The 21304-nt window shown below is 65.4% G+C and carries 19 protein-coding genes; 5 read left to right on the top strand and 14 right to left on the bottom strand.

The window, feature by feature from the left end; translation table 11 throughout:
- Positions 1–13: 13 nt before the first annotated feature.
- Genes AC1VWL_RS10190 through AC1VWL_RS10165 form a run of 6 tightly spaced genes read right to left on the bottom strand, consistent with a single transcriptional unit; the run spans position 14 to position 5678 of the window.
- The gene (locus AC1VWL_RS10190) at positions 14–1270 is read right to left on the bottom strand and encodes a cysteine desulfurase (protein WP_482986595.1); all 1257 of its coding nucleotides are present in this window, start codon (positions 1268–1270) and stop codon (positions 14–16) included.
- The gene (gene sufD, locus AC1VWL_RS10185; protein WP_481614962.1) at positions 1267–2529 is read right to left on the bottom strand and encodes a Fe-S cluster assembly protein SufD; all 1263 of its coding nucleotides are present in this window, start codon (positions 2527–2529) and stop codon (positions 1267–1269) included. Before sufD ends, AC1VWL_RS10190 begins: the two co-directional genes overlap by 4 nt.
- A complete protein-coding gene (sufC, locus tag AC1VWL_RS10180; protein WP_282271346.1) occupies positions 2529–3293 on the bottom strand; it encodes a Fe-S cluster assembly ATPase SufC in 765 nt (254 codons plus the stop codon). Before sufC ends, sufD begins: the two co-directional genes overlap by 1 nt.
- Before the next feature lie 36 nt (positions 3294–3329).
- Positions 3330–3740 carry a lysozyme inhibitor LprI family protein gene (locus AC1VWL_RS10175; RefSeq protein WP_482986594.1) on the bottom strand — a complete coding sequence of 137 codons (411 nt, stop codon included), beginning with the start codon at positions 3738–3740 and terminating at the stop codon, positions 3330–3332.
- The gene (sufB, locus tag AC1VWL_RS10170) at positions 3737–5212 is read right to left on the bottom strand and encodes a Fe-S cluster assembly protein SufB (protein ID WP_282271342.1); all 1476 of its coding nucleotides are present in this window, start codon (positions 5210–5212) and stop codon (positions 3737–3739) included. The genes AC1VWL_RS10175 and sufB overlap by 4 nt, the downstream gene beginning before the upstream one ends.
- A gap of 19 nt (positions 5213–5231) precedes the next feature.
- Positions 5232–5678 carry an SUF system Fe-S cluster assembly regulator gene (locus AC1VWL_RS10165; RefSeq protein WP_057627263.1) on the bottom strand — a complete coding sequence of 149 codons (447 nt, stop codon included), beginning with the start codon at positions 5676–5678 and terminating at the stop codon, positions 5232–5234.
- A gap of 331 nt (positions 5679–6009) precedes the next feature.
- Between AC1VWL_RS10165 and AC1VWL_RS10160 the strand changes: the two genes are divergently transcribed.
- Positions 6010–6477, top strand: coding sequence for an SET domain-containing protein (locus AC1VWL_RS10160; RefSeq protein ID WP_282272704.1), 468 nt, complete (start codon positions 6010–6012; stop codon positions 6475–6477).
- Positions 6478–6688: 211 nt separating this feature from the next.
- Here the strand turns inward: AC1VWL_RS10160 and AC1VWL_RS10155 are convergent, their stop codons facing one another.
- From AC1VWL_RS10155 to AC1VWL_RS10145, 3 genes are all read right to left on the bottom strand, one after another.
- The gene (locus AC1VWL_RS10155; RefSeq protein WP_282272706.1) at positions 6689–7273 is read right to left on the bottom strand and encodes a YceB family lipoprotein; all 585 of its coding nucleotides are present in this window, start codon (positions 7271–7273) and stop codon (positions 6689–6691) included.
- Between the two features lie 246 nt (positions 7274–7519).
- Positions 7520–7903 (bottom strand): DUF3861 family protein, encoded by a 384-nt coding sequence (locus AC1VWL_RS10150; RefSeq protein ID WP_481614959.1) that lies wholly within the window; start codon positions 7901–7903, stop codon positions 7520–7522.
- Positions 7904–8041: 138 nt separating this feature from the next.
- Positions 8042–8452, bottom strand: a complete 411-nt coding sequence (locus tag AC1VWL_RS10145) for an HU family DNA-binding protein (protein ID WP_282272710.1) — start codon at positions 8450–8452, stop codon at positions 8042–8044.
- 302 nt (positions 8453–8754) lie between these two features.
- Here AC1VWL_RS10145 and AC1VWL_RS10140 point away from each other — a divergent pair, with 302 nt between their 5' ends.
- The 3 genes from AC1VWL_RS10140 to AC1VWL_RS10130 all read left to right on the top strand — a co-directional run bounded on the left by AC1VWL_RS10140 (position 8755) and on the right by AC1VWL_RS10130 (position 11833).
- The gene (locus tag AC1VWL_RS10140; protein WP_282272712.1) at positions 8755–9189 is read left to right on the top strand and encodes an OsmC family protein; all 435 of its coding nucleotides are present in this window, start codon (positions 8755–8757) and stop codon (positions 9187–9189) included.
- Positions 9190–9307: 118 nt separating this feature from the next.
- Positions 9308–10051 (top strand): glycine zipper 2TM domain-containing protein, encoded by a 744-nt coding sequence (locus tag AC1VWL_RS10135; RefSeq protein ID WP_482986593.1) that lies wholly within the window; start codon positions 9308–9310, stop codon positions 10049–10051.
- 99 nt (positions 10052–10150) lie between these two features.
- The gene (locus AC1VWL_RS10130; protein WP_482986592.1) at positions 10151–11833 is read left to right on the top strand and encodes an amidohydrolase; all 1683 of its coding nucleotides are present in this window, start codon (positions 10151–10153) and stop codon (positions 11831–11833) included.
- A 386-nt stretch (positions 11834–12219) separates the two neighbouring features.
- On the opposite strand, the gene AC1VWL_RS10125 is transcribed toward AC1VWL_RS10130, so the two are convergent.
- The gene (locus AC1VWL_RS10125) at positions 12220–13881 is read right to left on the bottom strand and encodes a fatty acid--CoA ligase (RefSeq protein ID WP_482986591.1); all 1662 of its coding nucleotides are present in this window, start codon (positions 13879–13881) and stop codon (positions 12220–12222) included.
- Positions 13882–13905: 24 nt separating this feature from the next.
- A complete protein-coding gene (locus AC1VWL_RS10120; protein ID WP_482986590.1) occupies positions 13906–15747 on the bottom strand; it encodes a 3-hydroxybutyrate oligomer hydrolase family protein in 1842 nt (613 codons plus the stop codon).
- A gap of 89 nt (positions 15748–15836) precedes the next feature.
- Between AC1VWL_RS10120 and AC1VWL_RS10115 the strand changes: the two genes are divergently transcribed.
- Positions 15837–16511 carry a response regulator transcription factor gene (locus AC1VWL_RS10115; protein WP_296251694.1) on the top strand — a complete coding sequence of 225 codons (675 nt, stop codon included), beginning with the start codon at positions 15837–15839 and terminating at the stop codon, positions 16509–16511.
- A 51-nt stretch (positions 16512–16562) separates the two neighbouring features.
- On the opposite strand, the gene AC1VWL_RS10110 is transcribed toward AC1VWL_RS10115, so the two are convergent.
- The 3 genes from AC1VWL_RS10110 to AC1VWL_RS10100 all read right to left on the bottom strand — a co-directional run.
- Positions 16563–19904: a hybrid sensor histidine kinase/response regulator gene (locus AC1VWL_RS10110; protein ID WP_482986589.1), complete on the bottom strand. Its 3342-nt coding sequence runs from the start codon at positions 19902–19904 to the stop codon at positions 16563–16565.
- A 70-nt stretch (positions 19905–19974) separates the two neighbouring features.
- Complete coding sequence (locus AC1VWL_RS10105) at positions 19975–20460, bottom strand: MaoC family dehydratase (RefSeq protein ID WP_482986588.1); 486 nt, start codon at positions 20458–20460, stop codon at positions 19975–19977.
- Positions 20457–21304: alpha/beta fold hydrolase (locus tag AC1VWL_RS10100; RefSeq protein ID WP_482986587.1), on the bottom strand; the 848-nt coding region annotated here is incomplete at its 5' end. The genes AC1VWL_RS10105 and AC1VWL_RS10100, both read right to left, overlap by 4 nt.

Raw genomic sequence — 21304 nt, 5'->3', positions numbered from 1 at the left:
ACAGCCGGATTTCTCAGCCCAGCAGGCTACGCACTTTCTTCAACGCCGCCATGAAGGACTCGATCTCGTCATGCGTGTTGTAGAACGCCAGCGAGGCGCGGCAGGTGGCGGCTACGCCGTAGTACTGCAGCAGCGGGTGCGCGCAGTGCTGGCCGGAGCGCACGGCGACGCCTTGCAGGTCTAGCAGGGTCGCCAGGTCGTGCGCATGCGCGCCTTCGATCTGGAACGACACCACCGCCGCCTTGTTCGGCGCAGTGCCGAAGATGCGCAGGCCTTCAACGCGCTGCAGTTCTTCGGTGAAGTGGGCCAGCAATTCCTGTTCGCGGGCTTCGATGTGTTCGCGACCCAGCGCTTCCAGGTAATCCACCGCCACGCCCAGGCCGATGAAACCGGCGATGTTCGGCGTGCCGGCTTCGAACTTGTGCGGGGCATCGTTGAACACGGTGCCGTCGAAGCTGACTTCCTTGATCATCTCGCCGCCGCCAAGGAAGGGCGGCATGTCCTGCAGATGTTCGCGGCGTGCCCATAGCGCGCCAGTGCCGGTCGGGCCGCACATCTTGTGGCCGGTCACCACGTAGAAATCGCAGCCGATGGCGGCAACGTCCACGCTCAGGTGCGGTGCGGCCTGCGAGCCGTCGATCACGGTGACGATGCCGCGCTTGCGCGCCTCGCGGCAGATCTCGCGCACGGGATTGATGGTGCCCAGCACATTGGACACATGGGTGAGCGCCAGCAGCTTCACTTCCGGGGTCATCGCTGCATGCAGCGCGTCCAGGTCGAGGCTGCCATCGGGCGTGATCTCGGCCACGCGGATGGTGGCGCCGGTACGCTGGGCGACCAGCTGCCACGGCACGATGTTGGCGTGGTGCTCCATGCGCGAGACCAGGATCACATCGCCAGCCTTCAAGCGCGGCAGCGCCCACGAATAGGCAACCAGGTTGATCGCGAAGGTGGTGCCGCTGCACAGCACCAGCTCATCGCTGCGCACGTTGAGGAAGCGCGCCAGCTTGGTGCGTGCGCCTTCGTAGGCATCAGTAGCTTCGGTGCCGAGCGCATGCACCGCGCGGCTGACATTGGCGTTGTAGCGGCGGTAGAACTCGTCCACCGCGCCGATCACCGACAGCGGCTTCTGCGCGGTGTTGGCATTGTCGAAATACACCAGCGGCTTGCCGTTTACTTCGCGCATCAGCAGCGGGAAATCGGCGCGCACGCGCTCCCAATCGGGGGCGGTAACTGAAGTGTGGATCGGACGCGGGGAACTGAGATTCATGCCATGCCTGCCTGTTGCAGTGCCTGGTCCAGGTGGCGGGCCAGCTTTTCGGTAAGGACGCCTTCCACCGCGGACAGCGGCTCGTGGCAGAACGCAGCGCTGAGCATCGCGCGCGCGGTTTCCGCCGGCAGGCCGCGCGAGCGCAGGTAGAACAACGCGTTTGCGTCGAGCTGGCCGACGGTTGCACCGTGCGCCGCCTTGACCTCTTCGGCATCGATCACCAGCGTCGGCTGGGTATCGATCTCGGCATCGGCCGACAGCAGCAGGTTCTTGTTGGACAGGTTGGCATCGGTGCCATCGGCGCCTTCGCGGATGCCGATGCCACCATGGAACACCACGCGGCTGCGGTTGGCCGCGACGCCGCGCCAGACCAGCTCGGCGCTGGTGTCCTTGGCGATGTGCTCAATGCCCAGGCGGGTGTCGATATGGCGACGACCGGTACCCAGCAGCACGCCATTGGCGGTCAGCTTGGCGTTGTCGCCTTCCAGGCGCACGTTGAGCTCATGGCGGCTCAGCGCAGCACCCAGCTCCAGGTCGATGCGGCGGTATTCCGCATCGCGTGCCAATACCGCGTCGGTGCGCAGCAGCGAGGTGGCACGTGCACTGTCGGCCTGCACGCGGGCATGTGACAGCACCGCATCCTGGGCGATGTGGACGTGGACCAGGGTGTTGTCCAGGTGTGCGCTGTCGCCAGCCTGCAGGTGGTGCTCGACCAGACCGAATACGGCGCCACGGCGCAGCTCGATCAGGTGACGGTGATGCCAGGCGTGGTCGCTGGAATCCGCCGCGCTGACAAATACCAGATGCAGCGGCGTTTCGCTGACGATGCCGTCGGCGACCTGCACCAGCACGCCTTCATCGGCGAGTGCGGCATTGAGCTGGGCGAACACTTCCTCGGCGCGCTCGAAGCGACGCCCGAGGAAACGCAGCGCTTCGGGTTCTTCGGCCTGCACGGCAGACAAGGTGCGCACCTGCACACCGGCATCCAGCGACGACAGATCGCTCAACGCAGCGCTGTGGCGACCGTTGACGAAGACCAGGCGCGGCGACGGGATGTCGGCCAGCAGCGCGGCATCGATGTCCGGGGCCTGCAGTGGCGCGGCGGTGAAGCTGCGGCGCTCCAGCTGGCGCAGCGAGGTGTACTTCCAGGCTTCGTTGCGGGCGGCGGGCAGGCCGGTTTTCAGTGCGGCTTCAAGCAGCTCGGCGCGCTCCTTGCTGCCGCAGAAGGTGCCGGCCAGTGAATCGAGCAGGGCATTCATTACTTGGCGGCCTCGCGGACCACGCGGTCCTTCAGGAAGTCATAACCGTGGGCTTCCAGCTCCAGCGCCAGTTCCGGGCCGCCGGTCTTGACGATGCGGCCGTCGGCCAGCACGTGCACCACGTCCGGCTTGATGTAGTCGAGCAGGCGTTGGTAGTGGGTGATGACCAGGAACGAGCGCTCCGGCGAACGCAGTGCGTTGACGCCATCGGCCACGCTCTTCAGCGCATCGATGTCCAGGCCGGAGTCGGTTTCGTCGAGGATCGCGAGCTTCGGTTCGAGCACGGCCAGCTGGAAGATCTCGTTGCGCTTCTTCTCGCCACCGGAGAAACCTTCGTTGACGCCACGGTGCAGCAGCTCGTCCTTCAGATGCAGCACGGCCAGCTTCTGCCGGACCAGCTTGAGGAACTGCATCGAGTCCAGTTCTTCCTCGCCACGTGCCTTGCGCTGCGCATTGAGCGCGGCACGCAGGAAGTAGGTGTTGTTGACGCCGGGGATTTCCACCGGGTACTGGAAGGCCAGGAACAGGCCGGCGGCGGCGCGTGCTTCCGGTTCCAGCTCCAGCAGATCGCCATCTTCGAACTGCACGCTGCCAGCGGTGACGTCGTAGCCGTCGCGGCCGGACAGGACATTGCCGAGGGTGGACTTGCCGGCGCCGTTCGGGCCCATGATGGCGTGCACTTCGCCCGGCTTCACTTCCAGCGACAGGCCCTTGAGGATTTCCTTGTCGCCGATGCTTGCGTGGAGGTTTTCGATCTTCAGCATGAGGGTGCGTTCTTCAATATGTAGGGTGCGGGGCGATCAGAGCTCGCCTTCGGCGCGATCGAGGAAGGTGGTGCGCAGCCACTGGGTGCGCTTGCGGGTCAGTTCGGCCTTGTTGGCCGAGTACAGCATCGGGTACATCGAGCCGTACAGAACACGCGGATTCTCGTCCTTGCCCACCGGATAGCGCGCTTCGATATCAGCGTCGCGCAGCGGGATCCACAGGCGCTGGGCTGCGCGCAGCTTGTCGATGGCGACCTGCTGGCCCTGCAGTTTCTGCATTACCTGCCGGTACACGGCGTTGAGCTCGGCGTCGGCGGCGGTGGCTTCGGCCGCCGCACACTCGTTGAGCTCGAACTGGGTGCGGGCGTCATCGCAGGCCTTGCCCGGCGCCGCGGCGTAGGCTGCGAACGGCAGCACGGCCAGCAGTAGCAGCGACAGGCGGCTCATCCGACCGATCCTTCCAGCGAGACTTCCAGCAGCTTCTTGGCTTCCACCGCGAACTCCATCGGCAGTTCCTTGAAGACTTGCTTGCAGAAGCCGTCGACGATCATCGACACCGCGTTTTCCTGGTCGATGCCGCGGGCGCGGCAATAGAACAGCTGGTCGTCGGAGATCTTGGAGGTGGTGGCTTCGTGCTCGACGGTGGCGCTGGGGTTCTTCACCTCGATATAGGGGAAGGTGTGGGCGCCACACTTCTTGCCGATCAGCAGCGAGTCGCACTGGGTGTAGTTGCGCGCGCCTTCGGCGCCACGGTCAACCCGCACCAGGCCGCGGTAGGTGTTCTGGCCACGGCCGGCGCTGATGCCCTTGGAGATGATCTTGCTCTTGGTGCGCTTGCCTACGTGGATCATCTTGGTGCCGGTATCGGCCTGCTGGCGATGGTGGGTCAGCGCGACCGAGTGGAATTCACCGACCGAGTCGTCGCCCAGCAGCACGCAGGACGGGTACTTCCAGGTGATGGCCGAGCCGGTTTCCACCTGGGTCCAGGTCACCTTGGAGCGCGCGCCACGGCATTCGGCACGCTTGGTGACGAAGTTGTAGATGCCGCCGACGCCGTTCTCGTCGCCCGGGTACCAGTTCTGCACGGTCGAATACTTGATCTCGGCATCTTCCAGCGCCACCAGCTCGACCACCGCGGCGTGCAGCTGGTTCTCATCGCGCATCGGCGCGGTGCAGCCTTCCAGGTAGGAGACGTAGGCCTTGTCTTCGCAGATGATCAAGGTGCGCTCGAACTGCCCGGTATTGCTGGCGTTGATGCGGAAATAGGTGCTCAGCTCCATCGGGCAGCGCACGCCGGCCGGGATGAAGACAAAGCTGCCGTCGGAGAACACCGCCGAGTTCAGCGCGGCGAAATAGTTGTCGCCCACCGGCACCACCGAGCCCAGGTACTTGCGCACCAGCTCCGGGTATTCGCGGATGGCTTCGGAAATGGAGCAGAACACCACGCCCTTTTCGGCCAGTTCCTTGCGGAAGGTGGTGCCGACCGAGACCGAGTCGAACACCGCATCCACTGCCACACCGGCCAGTTTTGCGCGCTCGTGCAGCGGCACGCCGAGCTTTTCGTAGGTGTCCAGCAGTTCCTTGGGCACTTCGTCCAGCGACTGGTACTTCGGGCCCTTGGGCGCGGAGAAGTAGCTCAGCGCCTGCAGGTCGATCGGGCCGATCTGCAGCTTCGCCCAATCCGGCTGGCGCATGGTCAGGAAGTGGCGGTAGGCGTCCAGGCGCCATTGCGTCATCCACTCGGGCTCGTCCTTCTTGGCCGAGAGGGCGCGGATGACGTCCTCGTCCAGGCCCGGCGGGAACGATTCGGACTCGATCAGGGTGACGAAGCCGGCGTCGTACTTGCGCCCCAGCTGTTCGTGGATCTCACGGTTTGGACTGTCGACGGTGTCGACCTTTTCGATGATCTCGGTGGCCATCAGGGCTGCCTACGGTTGTTCAGGAGACGACGTCGGCGCTGATGCGTCGACGGTCGGCAAGCGGTAAGGGGTGCAGCATCTGCGCGAGGGTGACGCCGCGCAGGGCATCGGAAACCACGTCATTGATCAGCCGCCAGTTCGAGCGCACACCGCACTGCCCGGCAAGGCCGCACTGGCTCTGCTCCTGGCTGCATTCGGTGATGGCCAGCGGACCTTCCATTGCTTCCAGGATCTCGATCAGGGTGATCTCGGAGGCCGGGCGGGTCAGCCGGTAACCGCCATGCACGCCGCGCAGGCCTTCGACCAGGCCGGCCTGGGCCAGTGGCTTGAGCAGCTTGCTGACGGTGGGCGGCTCCAGTCCGGCGGCTTCAGCCAGATCGGTCGCGCTCAGCACTTCGGCCGGCCGTGCGGCGAGCACGGTCAGGACAACGGTGGCGTAATCGGTGAGCTTGGTGACGCGGAGCATTGCGGGAGCGGGGGGTATCAATGTGGACCAAAATTGTACTCTTTCTGGTCCGGGGGGCCAAGTTTTGCCGTTCAGCTGGCAGAAACCCCCAGCCAAACAGGGGACTGCAGCTGTTTCCTCTCCCCTCGTGGGAGAGGATGCCGAAGGCAGGAGAGGGGGGCGGCGCAGCCGCTGCTTCGTGCTTTCGGTTTGCCGGGAAGCAACAGCAGGCCAGAGACCACGCAGCGCCACACTCTTGCCAATCCCCAATCCCCAATCCCCAATCCCAGCCCTTGGGTTGTCCAGCCCGATGGGCGAGAATCACCGCCTCACTCAAGTTCCGGCCATGTACATGCCCAAGAAGATCCAGGCACGCAAATCCTCCATCCACGGCAATGGCGTGTTCGCCGTGGCCGATCTCAAGAAGGGCGAGCGCGTCATCGAGTACAAGGGCAAGCACCGTACCCATGCCGAAGTGGATGCGGATGATGCCGGCGATGTGGAATCCGGCCACACCTTCCTGTTCACCCTGAACGACGATTACGTCATCGATGCCAACTACAAGGGCAACGACGCACGCTGGATCAACCACAGCTGCGATCCCAACTGCGAGGCGATGATCGAAGAGGCCGAAGGTGATGACCGCACCGCCGACAAGGTGTTCATCGAAGCCATCCGCGATATCAAGCCGGGCGAAGAGCTGACCTACAACTACGGCATCACCCTGGCCGAGCGCCACACCCCGCGTCTGAAGAAGATCTGGGAATGCCGTTGCGGCTCGCCCAAGTGCACCGGCACGATGCTGCAGCCGAAGCGCTGAAAGGCGCCCGCTGCTCTTGTGGGAGCGGCGTAAGCCGCGAAGCTGGTGTCAGCTCAGGTGCTGCCAATGAAAGTCGAAACGGCTCTGTTGGGGAAAGGCCCGGCTTCGAGGCTGGTACATCGCCGGCTTCGCGGCTTACGCCGCTCCCACCAGCAGATCAAAATGAAAGAGGCCGCAATCGCGGCCTCTTTCGTTTCTACAGCTGTCCGTGTCAGTTGCCCAGTAAGCCCTGCGGCACGAAGCTGCCCAGGTTCTGGTTGAAGTCCACGGCGATGCGGCCGTTCTGGATGCCCACCGACTTCACCTGCAGTACGCCCATCACCTTGGCGATGGCTGGGTCGATCTTGTAGATCGGCTCGCGGCGGGCGTAGTCGGCCAACCAGCTGTTGAGCAGGCTGCGGGTGCTTGAATCCAGCTCGCCGCCACCGGCGCTGGGGCGGAAGCCATCAACGGTGGGCTGGTCCAGATGGAAGCCCTGGGTCTGTGCGTCGTAGCGCAGGCCGCTGCTGATCTGTACATCGCCCACCGGCATCGACGAACCACCCGCGGCCATGGCCAGGTTGAAGCCCAGATCCAGGCGACTGCCCTGCGGCAAGGTCAGCCGCGGCTGGCTGACGGTCAGTGCCAGCAGGCCGCCAAGCGCCTTCTGCGTGCGCGGGAAGCTGCCGTCCAGGTACTGCTGCACGTCGGCGGCACCCACAGTCAATTGCTTGCCGTTGACCTGCGGTGCGGCATGGGCACTGCCGGCGATGGCGATCAAGGCGATGCAGGGGAGGAGCAGGGAACGCAGGTTCATCGGGCGCACTCGGTGATGGCGACAGGTTGGAATAGCAAGATAACCGGATCGGGTGAACGGTCAATTAGCAGGCCGGATTCAATCGCGCGCACGTACCGCCGGTTGATCTCCCTGTCATTGAGACCAATGAGCGGGCTGCTGCGATGTCAGCGCGCGGAGCACTGCTGTGCGGTCCCGTTGATCAGCCGGACGCCGCTTCGGCGAGGATGCTGGGGGCTGCTGGGCGCAAGGTTTACGGCCAGCGACTTATTCCAGCGGCCTCTGCAGCTGCTTGAGCTTGTGCAGCAACTGGCCGAGCTCCGGCTGCAGGGCGCTCAACAGGCTGTCGGGCTTGCCTGCCGATTCGGCCAGTGTTTCCAGCAGGCCGGTGACAACCACGACGCCGGCATCCTCATTGCAGGACAGTCGACGTTGGCCTTGCGCGGATTCCAGCTGGCGCATCCAGTTGTATTGGCTGCGCTGTTCGAACTCGATCGAGCAGCGGCCGCTGCACTGCTGGCCGTCAGTCTCGATCGGAGTGACGGAGATTCGGTAGCGATGCTTGCTGATGGACATGGTGGACTGCGTGGGGAAGCGGTGGGAGTGGCCACCATAGGCCGGTGCTGGCGCAGGTACGAGGCGTTGGACCATGACGCTGTGTTCCAGCGTTTTCCCGATGCCACCGGCAGAACGCTGCGGGCCATGGGAACGTTTTCCACCACACCAAAAGCCCCAAAAAAAAAACGGGACGGCAGGGCCGTCCCGTTTCTTCGCCAAGGGGCGCGCTGATTACAGCGCAGCGTCCTTGAGCTTCTTGAGCGGACGCACCTTGAGCTTGGTGGTGGCCGGCTTGGCAGCAAACCACTGCTCTTCCTTGGTGAACGGGTTGATGCCCTTGCGCTTCGGCTTGGCAGCAACGCTCACGGTGGAGATCTTCAGCAGGCCCGGCAGGGTGAAGGAGCCAGCGCCCTTCTTGTTGACCGAGGCGGCGACGGCGCCTTCAAGGGCGGCGAACACAGCGCGCACGTCCTTGGCAGCAACCGAGGTGGCTTCAGCGATGTGGGCGACCAGACCGGACTTGGTCAGTGCTTCCTTGATCGGCTTCGGTGCGGCCGGCTTGGCGGCAGCCTTGGTTGCAGCCTTCGTGGCTACTTTCTTCACTGCCTTCTTCGGGGCAGCCTTTTTAGCGGTCTTTGCCATGATTTCCTGTTCCGTGAACGGTTGGTTGTTGGTCGTGCCGACCCCGTCGGCAAGCGAAATGTAGGGCATGAATTGCGTGACGCCAATAGGTAATCGAAGAAAAAGCCCATAAAAATTGCTTCCGGGCGTATTTGGACAACAAATCAGTGCCACAAGGCACGCAAAAACAGGGCAGGGCTGCGATCATCCACGGTGTTGCCCCTGGTCTTCGGGCACGCCGTTGCGCCCACAGCTGCACCGCACAAACTGCTAACGCGACGTGGGCTAGGCTGGCGGCGTCATCCACCACGAGGAGTTCGACCATGGGTATTTCGCGTCATGCCACCGCACGCTGGGAAGGTGATCTGAAGACTGGGCAGGGCCGCTTGAGCACGCCGCAGAGCGGCTTGATGGAGAACACCCGCTACGCCTTCAACAGCCGCTTCGGTGATGAGAAGGGCACCAACCCCGAGGAGTTGATCGCTGCCGCGCATGCAGGCTGCTTCACCATGGCGCTGTCGGCCAAGCTCAGCGAGGCCGGCTTCCCACCGACCTCATTGGACACCCGTGCCGATGTCGACCTGTCGATGGAGGGCGGCCCGCAGCTGTCGCAGATCCGGCTGAAGGTAAAGGCGGTGGTGCCGGGCCTGGACGAGACCCGGTTCCGCGCAATTGCCGATGACGCCAAGCAGAACTGTCCGGTGTCCAAGGCGCTGAGTGCGGTGCCGATCAGCCTGGATACCGAGTTTTCGGCCTGACCTGGCGCTGGCCCGGCGAGCGTTCAGCGCTGGCCGGGCCGGTTCAGGGTCGTTTCACCCGTCGCGCCTGAGCATCGCTCATCCCTTGTTCCTCATTCCTGCCGGAGTGGTTGCTGCCATGAGTCGCTCGCTAGCTGTTGCCGCTGTCCTTGTTGCCGGTGGTCTGGTCGCCTTCCATGCGTCCGCACAGCGCTACGACGACGGTCAATACCGCCCCAACGCTTCTTACGATGATGGCCAGTACCGGCCGGACCCGCGCCATGACGATGGCCGGTATCGCAGCGGGAGCAGCGACACCAATGGCCCGGTGTACGACTACGCGCGGGTGGTGCGGGTGGATCCGGTCATCGTCAACGGCGATCAGGGGCGCAATGAGCGCTGCTATCAGCGCAACGATGGCGGTTATGTGGATAACAACAATGGTTATCAGGCCGGTGGCTACGGCAACAACAGCTACGGCAACAACGGCTATCGGAATGATGGCTACGACCAGCGTGGCTACGACAACGGCCAGTACCGGCAGGGCAACGAAAGCGGTCGCCAGTGGGCGACGGTGATCGGTGGCCTGGCCGGTGCGGTGATCGGCAGCCGCATCGGTGGTGGCGATGGCCGCTACCTGGGCACCGCGGTCGGCACCATTGCCGGCGGCGCTGCCGGTCGCGCGATCTACGAAGCCAGCAACCGGCCGACCTACCAGCGCGGTGACGTGCGGGTCTGTGAGCCCAGTGGCTATGGCAGCGAGAGCGAGCGGGTGGATGGCTACGACGTCACCTACGAATACGCTGGCCGGCAATACCGCACCCATCGCGACTACCACCCCGGCGAACAGATCCGCGTCCGCGTCGATGTAAGCGCCGACTGAGCGCAGCGGGCGTTTCTGCCCGGCTGAGGTGCAGGGCACGGTTTGTCAGGCTGGGCCGATGACGGCATAGTCCACGCATTCCGTTGTGGAGCGTGCCTGATGCGTCGTCTTGCCTGTGTCGCCCTGTTGCTTCCCTGTCTGCATGCGCTCCCGGCCCAGGCCGAGGTCAAGCTGCTGGTCGCCGATACCATCCGCACCGGCGACCCGGCACAGCCGGTGGTCGGTGCCATCGCCTGGGAAAGTGACAGCGGCAAGGTACTGGACGTGGGCAGTGCCGATGCACTGCTGCAGTTGTACCCGCAGGCACCGCGCATCGACGTGGGCGACGCGACCGTGGTGCCGGGCCTGATCGATGCCCATGCGCACATCATGGGCCTGGGCAATACCCTGATGCAGGCCGATCTCACCGGCGCACGCAATCGCGGCGAAGTACTGGAGCGGTTGCAGGCCTTCGAGAAAACCCTGGCGCCCGGCGAGTGGTTGCTGGGGCGTGGTTGGGACCAGAACCGTTGGGACAATACCGATTTCCCCACCGCCGCCGATCTGGATGCGGCGTTCCCGCAGCGGCCGGTCTATCTGGAGCGTATCGACGGCCATGCCGGCTGGGTCAACAGCGCCGCCATCCACCTTGCCGAGAAAGCTGGGAAATCGCTATCCGGAGACTGGCAGCCGGAGGGCGGGCGCATCCTGCGCGATGCTGCTGGCAAGCCGAGTGGCGTGCTGGTCGATGGTGCGGCGTCGCTGGTCTATTCGCAGATTCCGGCACTGGATGACGCTTCGCGTGAAAAGCGCCTGCAGGCTGCGCTGCAGGCGGCGGTCAGCAATGGTCTGACCGGTGTGCATGACATGGGCGTGTCGCGCGAGGATCTGGCGCTGATGAAGCGTCTGGCTGACCAGGGCAAGCTGCCGTTGCGCATCGACGCCTATGCCGATGGCAACAACGAAGCGCTGGAGGACCTGTGCAAGACCGGCCTGTACGCCCATCCCGGCGGTCGCCTGCAGATGCGCGGGGTCAAGCTGTACATGGATGGCGCGTTGGGCAGCCGCGGTGCGGCCCTGCTGACCGCTTACAGCGACGACCCGCATAACCACGGCCTGCTGATGACCTCGCCGGAGGAGTTCGAAGTCGCCGTGCGCAAGGCCGACGGCTGCAAGGTGCAGGTCGCTACCCATGCGATCGGTGATCGCGGCAACCGCATCGTGCTGGATACCTACGAGAAGGTGCTGGGCACCCACAAGGACGCCGATCACCGCTGGCGCATCGAACACTCGCAGGTTGTGTCGCTGCAGGACATCCCGCGTTTCGCCAAGCTCGGGGTGATCGCCTCGATGCAGCCGACCCACGCCACCTCGGACATGGGCTGGGCCGAGCAGCGTGTCGGGCCGGAACGCATCCTCGGTGCCTATGCCTGGCAGCGCTTCCTGCACAGCGGCGCGCGTCTGGCCCTGGGCTCTGATTTCCCGGTGGAGCAGGTTGACCCGCGTCTGGGCCTGTACGCAGCGGTGACCCGTCAGGACCGCGACGGCCAGCCGCCAGGTGGCTGGCAGCCCGAGCAGCGCCTGAGCGCCGCCGAAGCGCTGCGCGGCTTCACCAGCGACGCGGCATGGGCTGGCCATGATGAAGCCCGGGTAGGCAAGCTGCAGCCCGGCTTGCGTGCCGACTTCGTGGTGCTGGATCGTGACCCGTTGAAAGTCGCTGCCGACCAGCTTGATGACCTGAAGGTGTTGTCGACCTGGGTTGATGGTGAGCCGGTTTACAAGGCGGCTACGCCGGAGAGCTGAAGCCCTTGTGGCTTCGGTAGTGCTTTCCACTTGATCGTTGAGTCACCCGGAAACCGATGCCAAACCCTTGGCATCGGTTTTCCTCTTTTTGTGGGAGCGGTGTAAGCCGCGAAGCTCGCTGCCCATGCGATTGCGGGGATGTTGATCGCTTCATTGCTGCGAGCTTCGCGGCTTACGCCGCTCCCACAAGATATCCGTCGTGGAAAGGCTGACAGAAGCCGCGCTTCTGGCTTCGGCCCGCGAAGTGCTGGCGTGCTGCTTCTTTGTAGGAGCGGCGTCAGCCGCGAAGCTCGCGATCCATGCGATTGCGGGCTTGTTGGTAACTTCATTGCTGCCAGCTTCGCGGCTTACGCCGCTCCTACAAAACCACTGTCGCGAGCTCGACTTCAGCTGCCAGCAGCATTCGCTGACAGGTCATGCAGGCTGCGCAGCTTCTTCTTGTTGATCTTGCCGACGCTGGTGCGCTCTATCGAATCGACGAAGCTGACGCGGTCGGGGATCGCGTAGCGGGAGATGTCGCCGGCGCGGCTGCGGGCGGCGACCAGCTCGATGATCTCGGCTTCGCTAACAGTGCTGCCCGCGTGCTTGACCACCAACGGCAGTGGCCGCTCGCCCCACTTGGCATCGGCAATGCCGATCACCGCGACCTCGTTGACCGCCGGATGCATGGCGATGATGTCCTCCAGCGCGAGTGAGGAGATCCATTCACCGCCGGTCTTGATCACGTCCTTGATGCGGTCGGTGACACGCAGGTAGCCGCCGCTGTCGATGTTGCCGATGTCGCCGGTGTGCAGGTAGCCGCCGGCCCACAAGGCTTCCGAGGCCTCTGGATTGTGCAGATAGCCTTGGGTAAGCCATGGCGCGCGTACCACCACTTCGCCGGTGGCGACGCCGTCGTGGGCAACTTCGTTCATGTCTTCATCGACGATGCGCAACTCCACCAGCGGTACCGGAATACCGGCCTTGGTACGCAGCGACAGCTCCTCATCGGTGCCAGTCAGGGCATCCACATCGATCTGGGCGAGGGTGAGCAGCGGGCAGGTTTCGGACATGCCGTAGCCGCCGAAGATGTCGATGCCGCGCGCCAAGGCCTGCTGCGCCAAGGCACGCGGCAGTGCGGCGCCGCCGATGATGACTTTCCAGCCGTGCAGATCGGTATCTGCCGCAGTGGGGTGGCCCAGCAGCATATGCAGGATGGTTGGTACGCAATGCGAGAACGTCACTTTCTCGCGCGCGATCAGATCCAGCAGTTTGCCCGGCAGGTAGCGGCCCGGATACACCTGCTTGATGCCCAGCAGCGTGGCCACGTACGGCATGCCCCAGGCGTGCACATGGAACATCGGGGTGATCGGCATGTAGACATCGTCGCGGTGCAGCCGGCCCTGCTTGGGTGCACTGCCCAGTGCCGCCATCGCTGCCAGCGAATGCAGGACAAGCTGGCGATGGCTGAAGAACACGCCCTTGGGCAGACCGGTGGTGCCGGTCGTATAGAACATAGTGGCGCGGGTGTTCTCGTCGAAGTCCGGGAAGTCGCGGACCGGCTCGGCGCCGCGCAGGCCTGCTTCGTACTCGGTGGCGAAGCCGGCGGGCAGCGGGCCTGCTTCATCGTCCAGCAACACCCGCGTGCGCAGGTCCGGCAGTTGCTCTTCAATGCTCTCCAGCACCGGCAGGAACTCGCGGTTGGCCAGGATGACCCGCGCGCTGCTGTGATTCAGCGTATAAGCGATCTGCTCCGGGGCCAGGCGGATGTTCACCGTCATCAGCACCGCGCCGATCATCGGCACCGCGAAGTAGCTTTCCAGGTAGCGGTTGCTGTCCCAGTCCATCACTGCCACGGTGTCGCCGGGCTTCACGCCCAGTGACGTCAGCAGGCCAGCCAGTTGGCCGATACGCGCCTGCAGCGTGCGGTAGTCGAAGCGGACCCTGTCGCCGTAGACGATTTCCTGATCGGGATTGATCGCCAGCGGTGTGTGCAGCAGCTGCTTGATCAGCAGCGGATAGGCGTAGGCGCTGGATTCGGCGGAATTTGCGTCGGCTGCGAATGACATCTGTATATCCTGGTTGGCAGCGGGTCAGCGGCCGGAAGTTGCGGGAATGGTCAGCTGCGAGCGCTGCAACGGTGCCTCCGCGCGCGGCGTTGGCTGGATCAAGGCATCCTGCGGCAGGGCGTGTGCTGGATTCTCAAGGTGATCCCACACCTGATCCATTGCCGCAAACATGTAGGGAAGCAGCGGCACATAGCGCTTGCGGTAATCCGGGAAGGCCAGCAGCGAGTCGAAGTGCTGGCCGTTGCTTACCCGCCAATAGGCGATCTGCGCACCAGCCTTGCGTGCGAGCGGTACATAGCGGTCACTGGTCATGCTGATCGGCACCAATCCGTCGTCGGTACCGTGGATGACCACGATTGGCAGGCTGCGACGCGGCGCCTTGGCGGCAGCATCGGCGATGCCGGCGCGTACGCGCTTGGCATCGGCGCTGTCATCCAGGCCGAGTGCACGCAGACAGTTCAAGCCACGCAGCGGATCCTCCGCCGATTGGGCGGCATTGCCGTCCACCAGCACCACGCCACTGCCGGGCGGAATACCGCTGCCTTCGCTCCACCAGCTAGCGCGCAGCTCGGCGGTCGCAGCAACGGGTTTGCCGTCCGCACCGACAGCAGAGTAGCTGTAGGCGCAGGGATGTTCGCCCGCGCCGTAGCGGCCATATGCCGATGCATAGGTCACCGCGATTGCGCGCCACAGGTCGAAGCCGGTCGAGAACGCACCGGCGCGTAGCGCGCCATCGCTGAGCCCGGCGTCGGCGAGTTGCTGGCGTGCCGACTGTGCTTGTGCGGCGGTGTCATCGCCTTGCACCAGTCCGGCCGATTTCAGGATGGCACAGCGTTGCGTCCATGCCGGTGCTGCCTGTGCCTGCATCGGCGGCTGCGGCAGATCATCCAGCGCAAGCAGCGCGCAGGGCATCAGCAGCGCGGATTGGGTGACGAAGTCGTAGAGCGGCGGCGCGCCAGCCACCGAGACATTCGGCTCGCCCGCGACCATCGCATCGAACCAGTCGCCCTCGATCTCCGCTGCGCGCAGCACCGCGCCGCCACCGTTGGAGACACCTGCGCCCAGCGTGCGGGTATTTGCGGGGGTGAACGGTGCCGATTGCGGGTAGGCACGGTCCAGCGCCTGCAAGCCGAACTGCAGTGCCTGCAGCAGATGCCGGCCCCAGTCGGCTTCCGGGTTGTCACCGGAATGGGCGTGCTTGAAGGCGATGCCATGCGCCGCTTTGCTATCGGTTGGAGCGAAGGCAAGTGCGCCCTGCGTCGCAGGCGTGCCGTCGGCCTGGAAGCCGCTGCTGGCGTCCAGGTCGTAATAGTCGCTGCCGGTGCCTTTGTCGGTATAGGCGACGGCGCAGCCGTGGGCCAGGCCCCAGCTGCCGGCGACCGAGATCGCGCCGTAGATGCCGCGCGAGCCAGAGGAGGCTGCGGCTACCAGGCAGCGGCGTGCCGGGTCGAAGCTATCGGGAATCTGCACCAGTACCCGATGCGGCTGACGGGCGCCGGGGATGCGCGCATAGGCCGAAAACTCCCGGCCCGGCGCTGCCTGCAGATTGCCGTAGACATCGCCGAAGCCGCCGCCAGGGGTGAGGTCGGCGATGCCGCGCCAGCTGCTCCAGATTGCGCGGCGGCGTGCTTCCACTGCGGTCGGCTGGGCCGGATTGGCGAATGCCGGCGCGGCAGCGGCGCGCAGGCCATCGAGGCCCAACCCTGCGGTCAGCAGATCATCGCCGCCGCGGTGCTCGGTTTCGCGCCATTGCTCGAACACGGGTGCGGCAGCGGCAGGGCCAGGCGTGGCGGCCTGGGCGACGGAAACGCAGCCCAACAGCGGCAGCGCGGCGCAAAGCAGGGTAACGGGGCGGGGGATCTTCATTGCCCCACACTAGCAAGCCAATGTTTACATGCCAGCGTACCTAGGTACCCGTGCCCGGCCCAGGCTTAATTTGCTAACCTCGCCAGGACATGCCGACCCTGCTTATCGCCGATGATCACCCCTTGTTCCGCGCAGCCTTGCATCGCGCGGCCGAAGAGGCGGTTGATGACCTGCAGATCAGCGAGGCCGATTCGCTGGACAGCGTGCTGGAGGCGATCGAGAGCCAGCAGATCGACCTGATGCTGCTGGACCTGCACATGCCGGGCAACCACGGTCTTGCTGGTCTGGCGACGATCCGTGCCCTGCAACCGGGGCTGGCGATCATCATCGTCTCGGCCAATGAAGAGCCGCATGTGATCCGCCGCGCCATCGACCTTGGAGCTGCCGGTTACCTGCCCAAGAGCTCGGGGCTGGTGGACCTGCAGCAGGCCTTGCAGACCGTGCTCGATGGTGAACGCTGGATACCGGCGATGCTGCGCGAAACCGTTGCCCGGGTTGCACCTTTCAGCAAGGATGCGGACCTCGCAGCGCGCCTGGCCAGCCTGTCCGCGCACCAGTACAAGGTACTGAGCCTGGTCGCCGAAGGGCTGCTCAACAAGCAGATCGCCGATCGCCTTGGCGTGCAGCTGCGCACGATCAAGGCGCATATGACCCGCATCATGGGCCGGCTCGGCGTGCGCAACCGCGCACAGGCGATCCGTGTACTGCACGAGATGGGGCTGAACGATCCATCGCGGCAGATCGAAGAGACGCAGGACGCCTGATCCGCGATATGGCGCTGGCCGATCAGCGGATCCGGCGGTGTCTGCTTCGGGTCACGTTGCTGCGGTGCTGCGCGTAGCCAGCAGATGGTTGATCGCCCAGCGCAGCGCCAGTGGCTTGAACGGTTTGTTCAACAGTGACAGCCCAACTTCGCGTACTGCCTCGCGGGTATCGCTGCCGGTATCGGCGCTGAGGATGACTGTCGGCCGCTGCCTGCGCGCGCCGTCCAGACGCTTCCACAGCTGGACGCCGGTGTCACCGTCGTCGAGGTGATAGTCGAACAACCACAGGTCCGCCTCCTGTGCGGATGCACCGATCTCGCTGGTATCGCTGTACGCGCTTACCTCGCAGCCCCACGACAGTAGCAGCTGCCGCATCGCCTGCAGCGCGTCCGCATCGTTGTCGACCACCAGCACGCGGGTGCCCTTGATGGTGCTGGTGCCGCCCGAGGGCGCGTCATTGCGTGTGGCCGGCGGCGGGCTTGCGCGTGTCACCGTGATGGAGAACGCCGAACCGCGGTTGACCACGCTGTGCAGGCCCAGCGGTGCATGCAGCAGGCCGGCGATGCGGTGCGCAATCGCCAGTCCGAGCCCCAGTCCTTGGCCATTGCTGCGATCACCGCGATGGAATTCCTCGAACACGACGCTCTGCTGCTCCGGGGTGATGCCGGGGCCGCTGTCGTGGACGCCGATGGTCAGCGTGTCGCCGTGGCGGCGGACGCCGAGCAGCACGCCGCCGCTACGCGTGTAGCGGATGGCGTTGGCGAGGAAATTCTGCAGCACGCGGCGCAGCAGCAGCGGATCGCTGTGCACCCAGACGCGGCTGCGCACGTAGCGGAACTGCAGGCCGCGCGCGGCTGCCAGCACGGCGAATTCCTGAGCCAAGGGATCAAGTACGGTCGACAAGGCGAACGGCCGTGGATCGGCGACCAGTCCACCCGCTTCCAGTCGCGATATATCCAGCAAGCCCGACAGCAGGTCGTCGGTCGAGTCCAATGCGCCGCGGATCTGACGCAGGAAGCTGTCCAGGAACTCCGATTCGATGTGCTGTGACATCGCATCGGTGAGCAGCTGCGCGGCGTGCAGCGGCTGGATCAGGTCGTGGCCGACCGCGGTCAGGAAGCGCGTCTTGGCCACGTTCGCACGCTCGGCTTCGTGCACGGCCTGTTCCAGGCGCGCGGTGCGGTCCTGCACGCGCAGCTCCAGGGTCTCATTGCTGCGCTTGAGCGCGTCCTCGGCCATGCGGAAGGCGGTGACATCGGTGAAGGTGGCGACGTAGCCGCCGCCGGGCATCGGGTTGCCGCGGATTTCGACGATGGTGTTGTCAGGGAAGATGCGTTCGGACAGATGCGGCGTGCCACGCCGCATATGCGCGATGCGACGGTTCAGCGCCTTGCCGACGTTGTCACCCGGGGCCTCGCCGATCTTCAGTTCGCCCAAGGCCCAAGCAGTGAGATTGGCGACCGGCTGCCCGACCTGCAGCAGTTCGGGCGGAAATTTGAACAGCGCGGCATAGCGGCTGTTCCAGGCCACCAGCTGCAGCTGGGCATCCACCACGCTGATGCCCTGGCTCATGTTTTCCAATGCGGCTTCCAGCAGGCGCTGGTTGAAACGCAGCGCCTGCGTGGCTTCACCGACGGCGCGGGTAACCGCATCCAGCGGCGCAGCGCCGCCATCACGCGCGGCCTCGACCAGCAGCCGTGCCATGCCGGCGCCGACCACGGCGGTCAGCTCGCGCTCGATCGCGGTGACCCGGTCGTCATCCAGCATCTGCCCTGCATGCCCGTCCATCAGCTGCCGTGCGCGTTCCTGGCCGAGGAAGCGGCCGGCGGTCTTGCGCAATGAGGCAGCGGCTACCGCATCGCGTTGCAGCGGCAGCGAAGGACGGATCGCGCGTGATACCAGCGCAACGGTGATGAGGTTGACCGCCAGGCTGGCGCCCATGCTGATGGCGATGTGGCCGGGCTGCATGCGCAGCGAGAACAGCGCCAGCCAATGCAAACCTTCCCTGCCCGCCGCCGGGTCCGGTGCGGGTATCACCATCGGCAGCAATACCAGCCACAGCCAGACCAGCGAGCCCAGCACGATGCCGGCCATGATCGCAGGCGAGGGCGTGCGCGGCCGGTACACCGCCAGCAGCACCGCCGGCGCCAGCTGCGACAGGGCGGTGAATGACATCAGGCCGAAATCGCTGAGCGCCTCGGTGCCGCTCATGGCGCGGCTGTACAGCCACGACATCAGGAATACGGCGAGGATGCCGGCGCGGCGGAATGCCAGCACGCGCGGGCGCAGGTCGGCGCCGGCATCGTTGCCGCCGCTGTTCATCCCGCCCAGCAGGTGCGAGCCAAAGCCATGGTTGCCGAGCATGATCGACAGGGTCAGGCCGGACAGGATCATCATGCCGGTGGCCGCGCTCAGGCTGCCCAGGTAGGCGAGCAGCGCCAGCACGTGGTGACCGCGTTCCTGCGGCAAGGCCAGTACGTAGAGGTCCGGCGATACCGACGCCGGCAGTTGCGCGGCACCGGACAAGGCCATCGGCACCGACGGCAGGCCGATCAACAGCAGGTAAAGCGGGAACAGCCAACGCGCGGTCTTCAGGTCCGAGGACTGGCGCAGCTCGACCACGCCGACATGGAACTGATGGGGCAGGGTGAACGCTGCCATCGCGCCCAGCGCGACCATGGTCAGGAAGTCGGGGATCACCGCCGGCGGTGGCAGGTGCGCCATCTTTTCAAGCAATGGCGTGCCGGCGCGATGCACCGAGATTGCCGCATACAGGCCAATCGCCAGCAGCGCCGCCAACTTCAGCAGCGACTCCAGCCCCAGCGCGACCACGATGCCGCGGTTGTGTTCGGTGGCCGAGGCCTTGCGCGCGCCGAACAGCATGGTGAATGCCGCCATCGTCAGCGCGAACCAGAACGACATGTCCAGCTGCCAGCCGTTGGCGGCGAACTGGTCACCGAGCAGTGCACTGAGTCCCTGGCTCACCGCCTTAAGCTGCAGCGCGATATAGGGAATGATGCCGAACAGTGCGACCAGGGTGATGGTCACACCAAGGCCCTGGTCGGTGCGCAGCCGTGCAACCACCAGGTCGGCGATGGTGGCGCTGTTGTGCTGTTTGGCCAACCTGCCCAGGCGCGCGAGGAAGGGCAGGCCGAAGGCGAAGATCAGCGCCATGCCGATCAAGGTGGGCGGGATCGGGAAGCCCCATTGCACGCCCTGCGAAGCAGCGCCGTAATACGTCCACGCGGTGCAGTGCACGGCCAGTGACAGCGCATAGATGGCTGGCCAGATCCTGCCGAGGCGGTGACCCTGGCGCTCGCCCCACAGGGCAACGCCGAACAGCAGCACGGTCCACGCGATGCAGGCGAACAGGACGATGGAGGGCGTCAACATCGCTCCAGTGTAGAGAGAACCGTGGCCGGCGTGCTGGATGCCGGCCGGTCGCTTGCCATGCAGGGGCGCGTCAGGGCGCGATCACGATCAATGACAGCTGCTCGGCGGCAAGTGCCACCTCGCCGCCGGGCTGCAGTTCCACGCTCTTGTGCTGGGTCAGCAGCCATTGCCCAGGCTGGCGTGGCTCCAGTGAGACCAGGCGTGAGCGCACCCGGATATCGGCGCCGCTGGGCACCGGCGCCAGAAAGCGCACCTTGTTCAAACCGTAGTTCAGTACGTGGGCGATGCCGGGAAAGCCGACCAGCGCTGCAACGTCCTCCTCGACGGTGAGCGAGAGCAGCAGGAAGCCATGTGCGATGGTCGTCCCGCCCGGCAAACCTGCCTGCGCACGGGCCGGATCGACGTGGATCCAGTTGTGGTCACCAGTGGCCTCGGCGAAGGCATCGATGCGCGCCTGCGCGATGTGGGTGGGCTTGCCAAGGCGTTCGGCTGCGGCCCACTGCTGCAGTGCTTGCAGGGCTTCCGGTAGCTCCGGTGTCATCTCATCAGCGCTCATGGCAGGCGTCCAAGCAGGGCCAGGATCGCATCACGCGCCTCGGGCTCGGACAAGGTCGGTGCGTGACCAACATCCGGCACGACGACCAGGCTGGCGTTTGGCGACGTAGCCGCCATCTGCTGGGCAACATCGGCCGGCAGGATATCGGACAGTGCACCACGCACCACCAGCACCGGCACCCGTGAGGTCAGTCCGCGCACCGCGCGCCACAACACCGGCCGCAACAGCCACAGCACCCACGGCCGGGTGGTGCGGATGATGGCCGGGTCATAGTCCAGTTCCAGCAGGCCGTCGTCGCGTTGGCGGAAGCTGCGCGAGGCCATCGCCCGCCAGTCCTCGGCGGTGAAACGCGGGAAAGACGCTTTGCCGATGGATTCGGCGTAGGCAGCTGCCTGGTCCAGATCCATCGGTGGCAGCGGCTTGCCGGCATACTTGCCGATCCGCGCCAGGGCTTCGCGTGGCACCTTGGGGCCGGCGTCGTTGAGCACCGCCGCTGCGATCAGCTCTGGTGCGCGCGAGGCGAGAGTGATGGTGACCAGCACACCCAGCGAGGTGCCGATGAACACCGCCTTGGCGATGTTCTGCGAACGCAGCAGCGCCACCATGTCGTCGGCGTAGGTGCGCGGGTTGTAGCTGCTTGGGTCGGGCGCACGTGGCGAACCCGCACGGCCACGCAGGTCGACCGCAAGCACGCGCCAGCCGACCGCGGTCAGCGTTTCGGCCAGTGCGTCGAAGTCAGCGGCATTGCGAGTCAGGCCGGGAATGCGGACCACCGTGCCGGCGGGGGGTCGCCCCGCGCCCGGGGGCAGGGAGCGGGCGGCCCGGCGGCGGGCCTGGGTTCGTG

Source organism: Stenotrophomonas sp. STEN063, assembly GCF_056854515.1.
The sequence above is the reverse complement of the archived record's forward strand: the minus strand, read 5'-3'. Positions and strand labels throughout refer to the sequence as shown.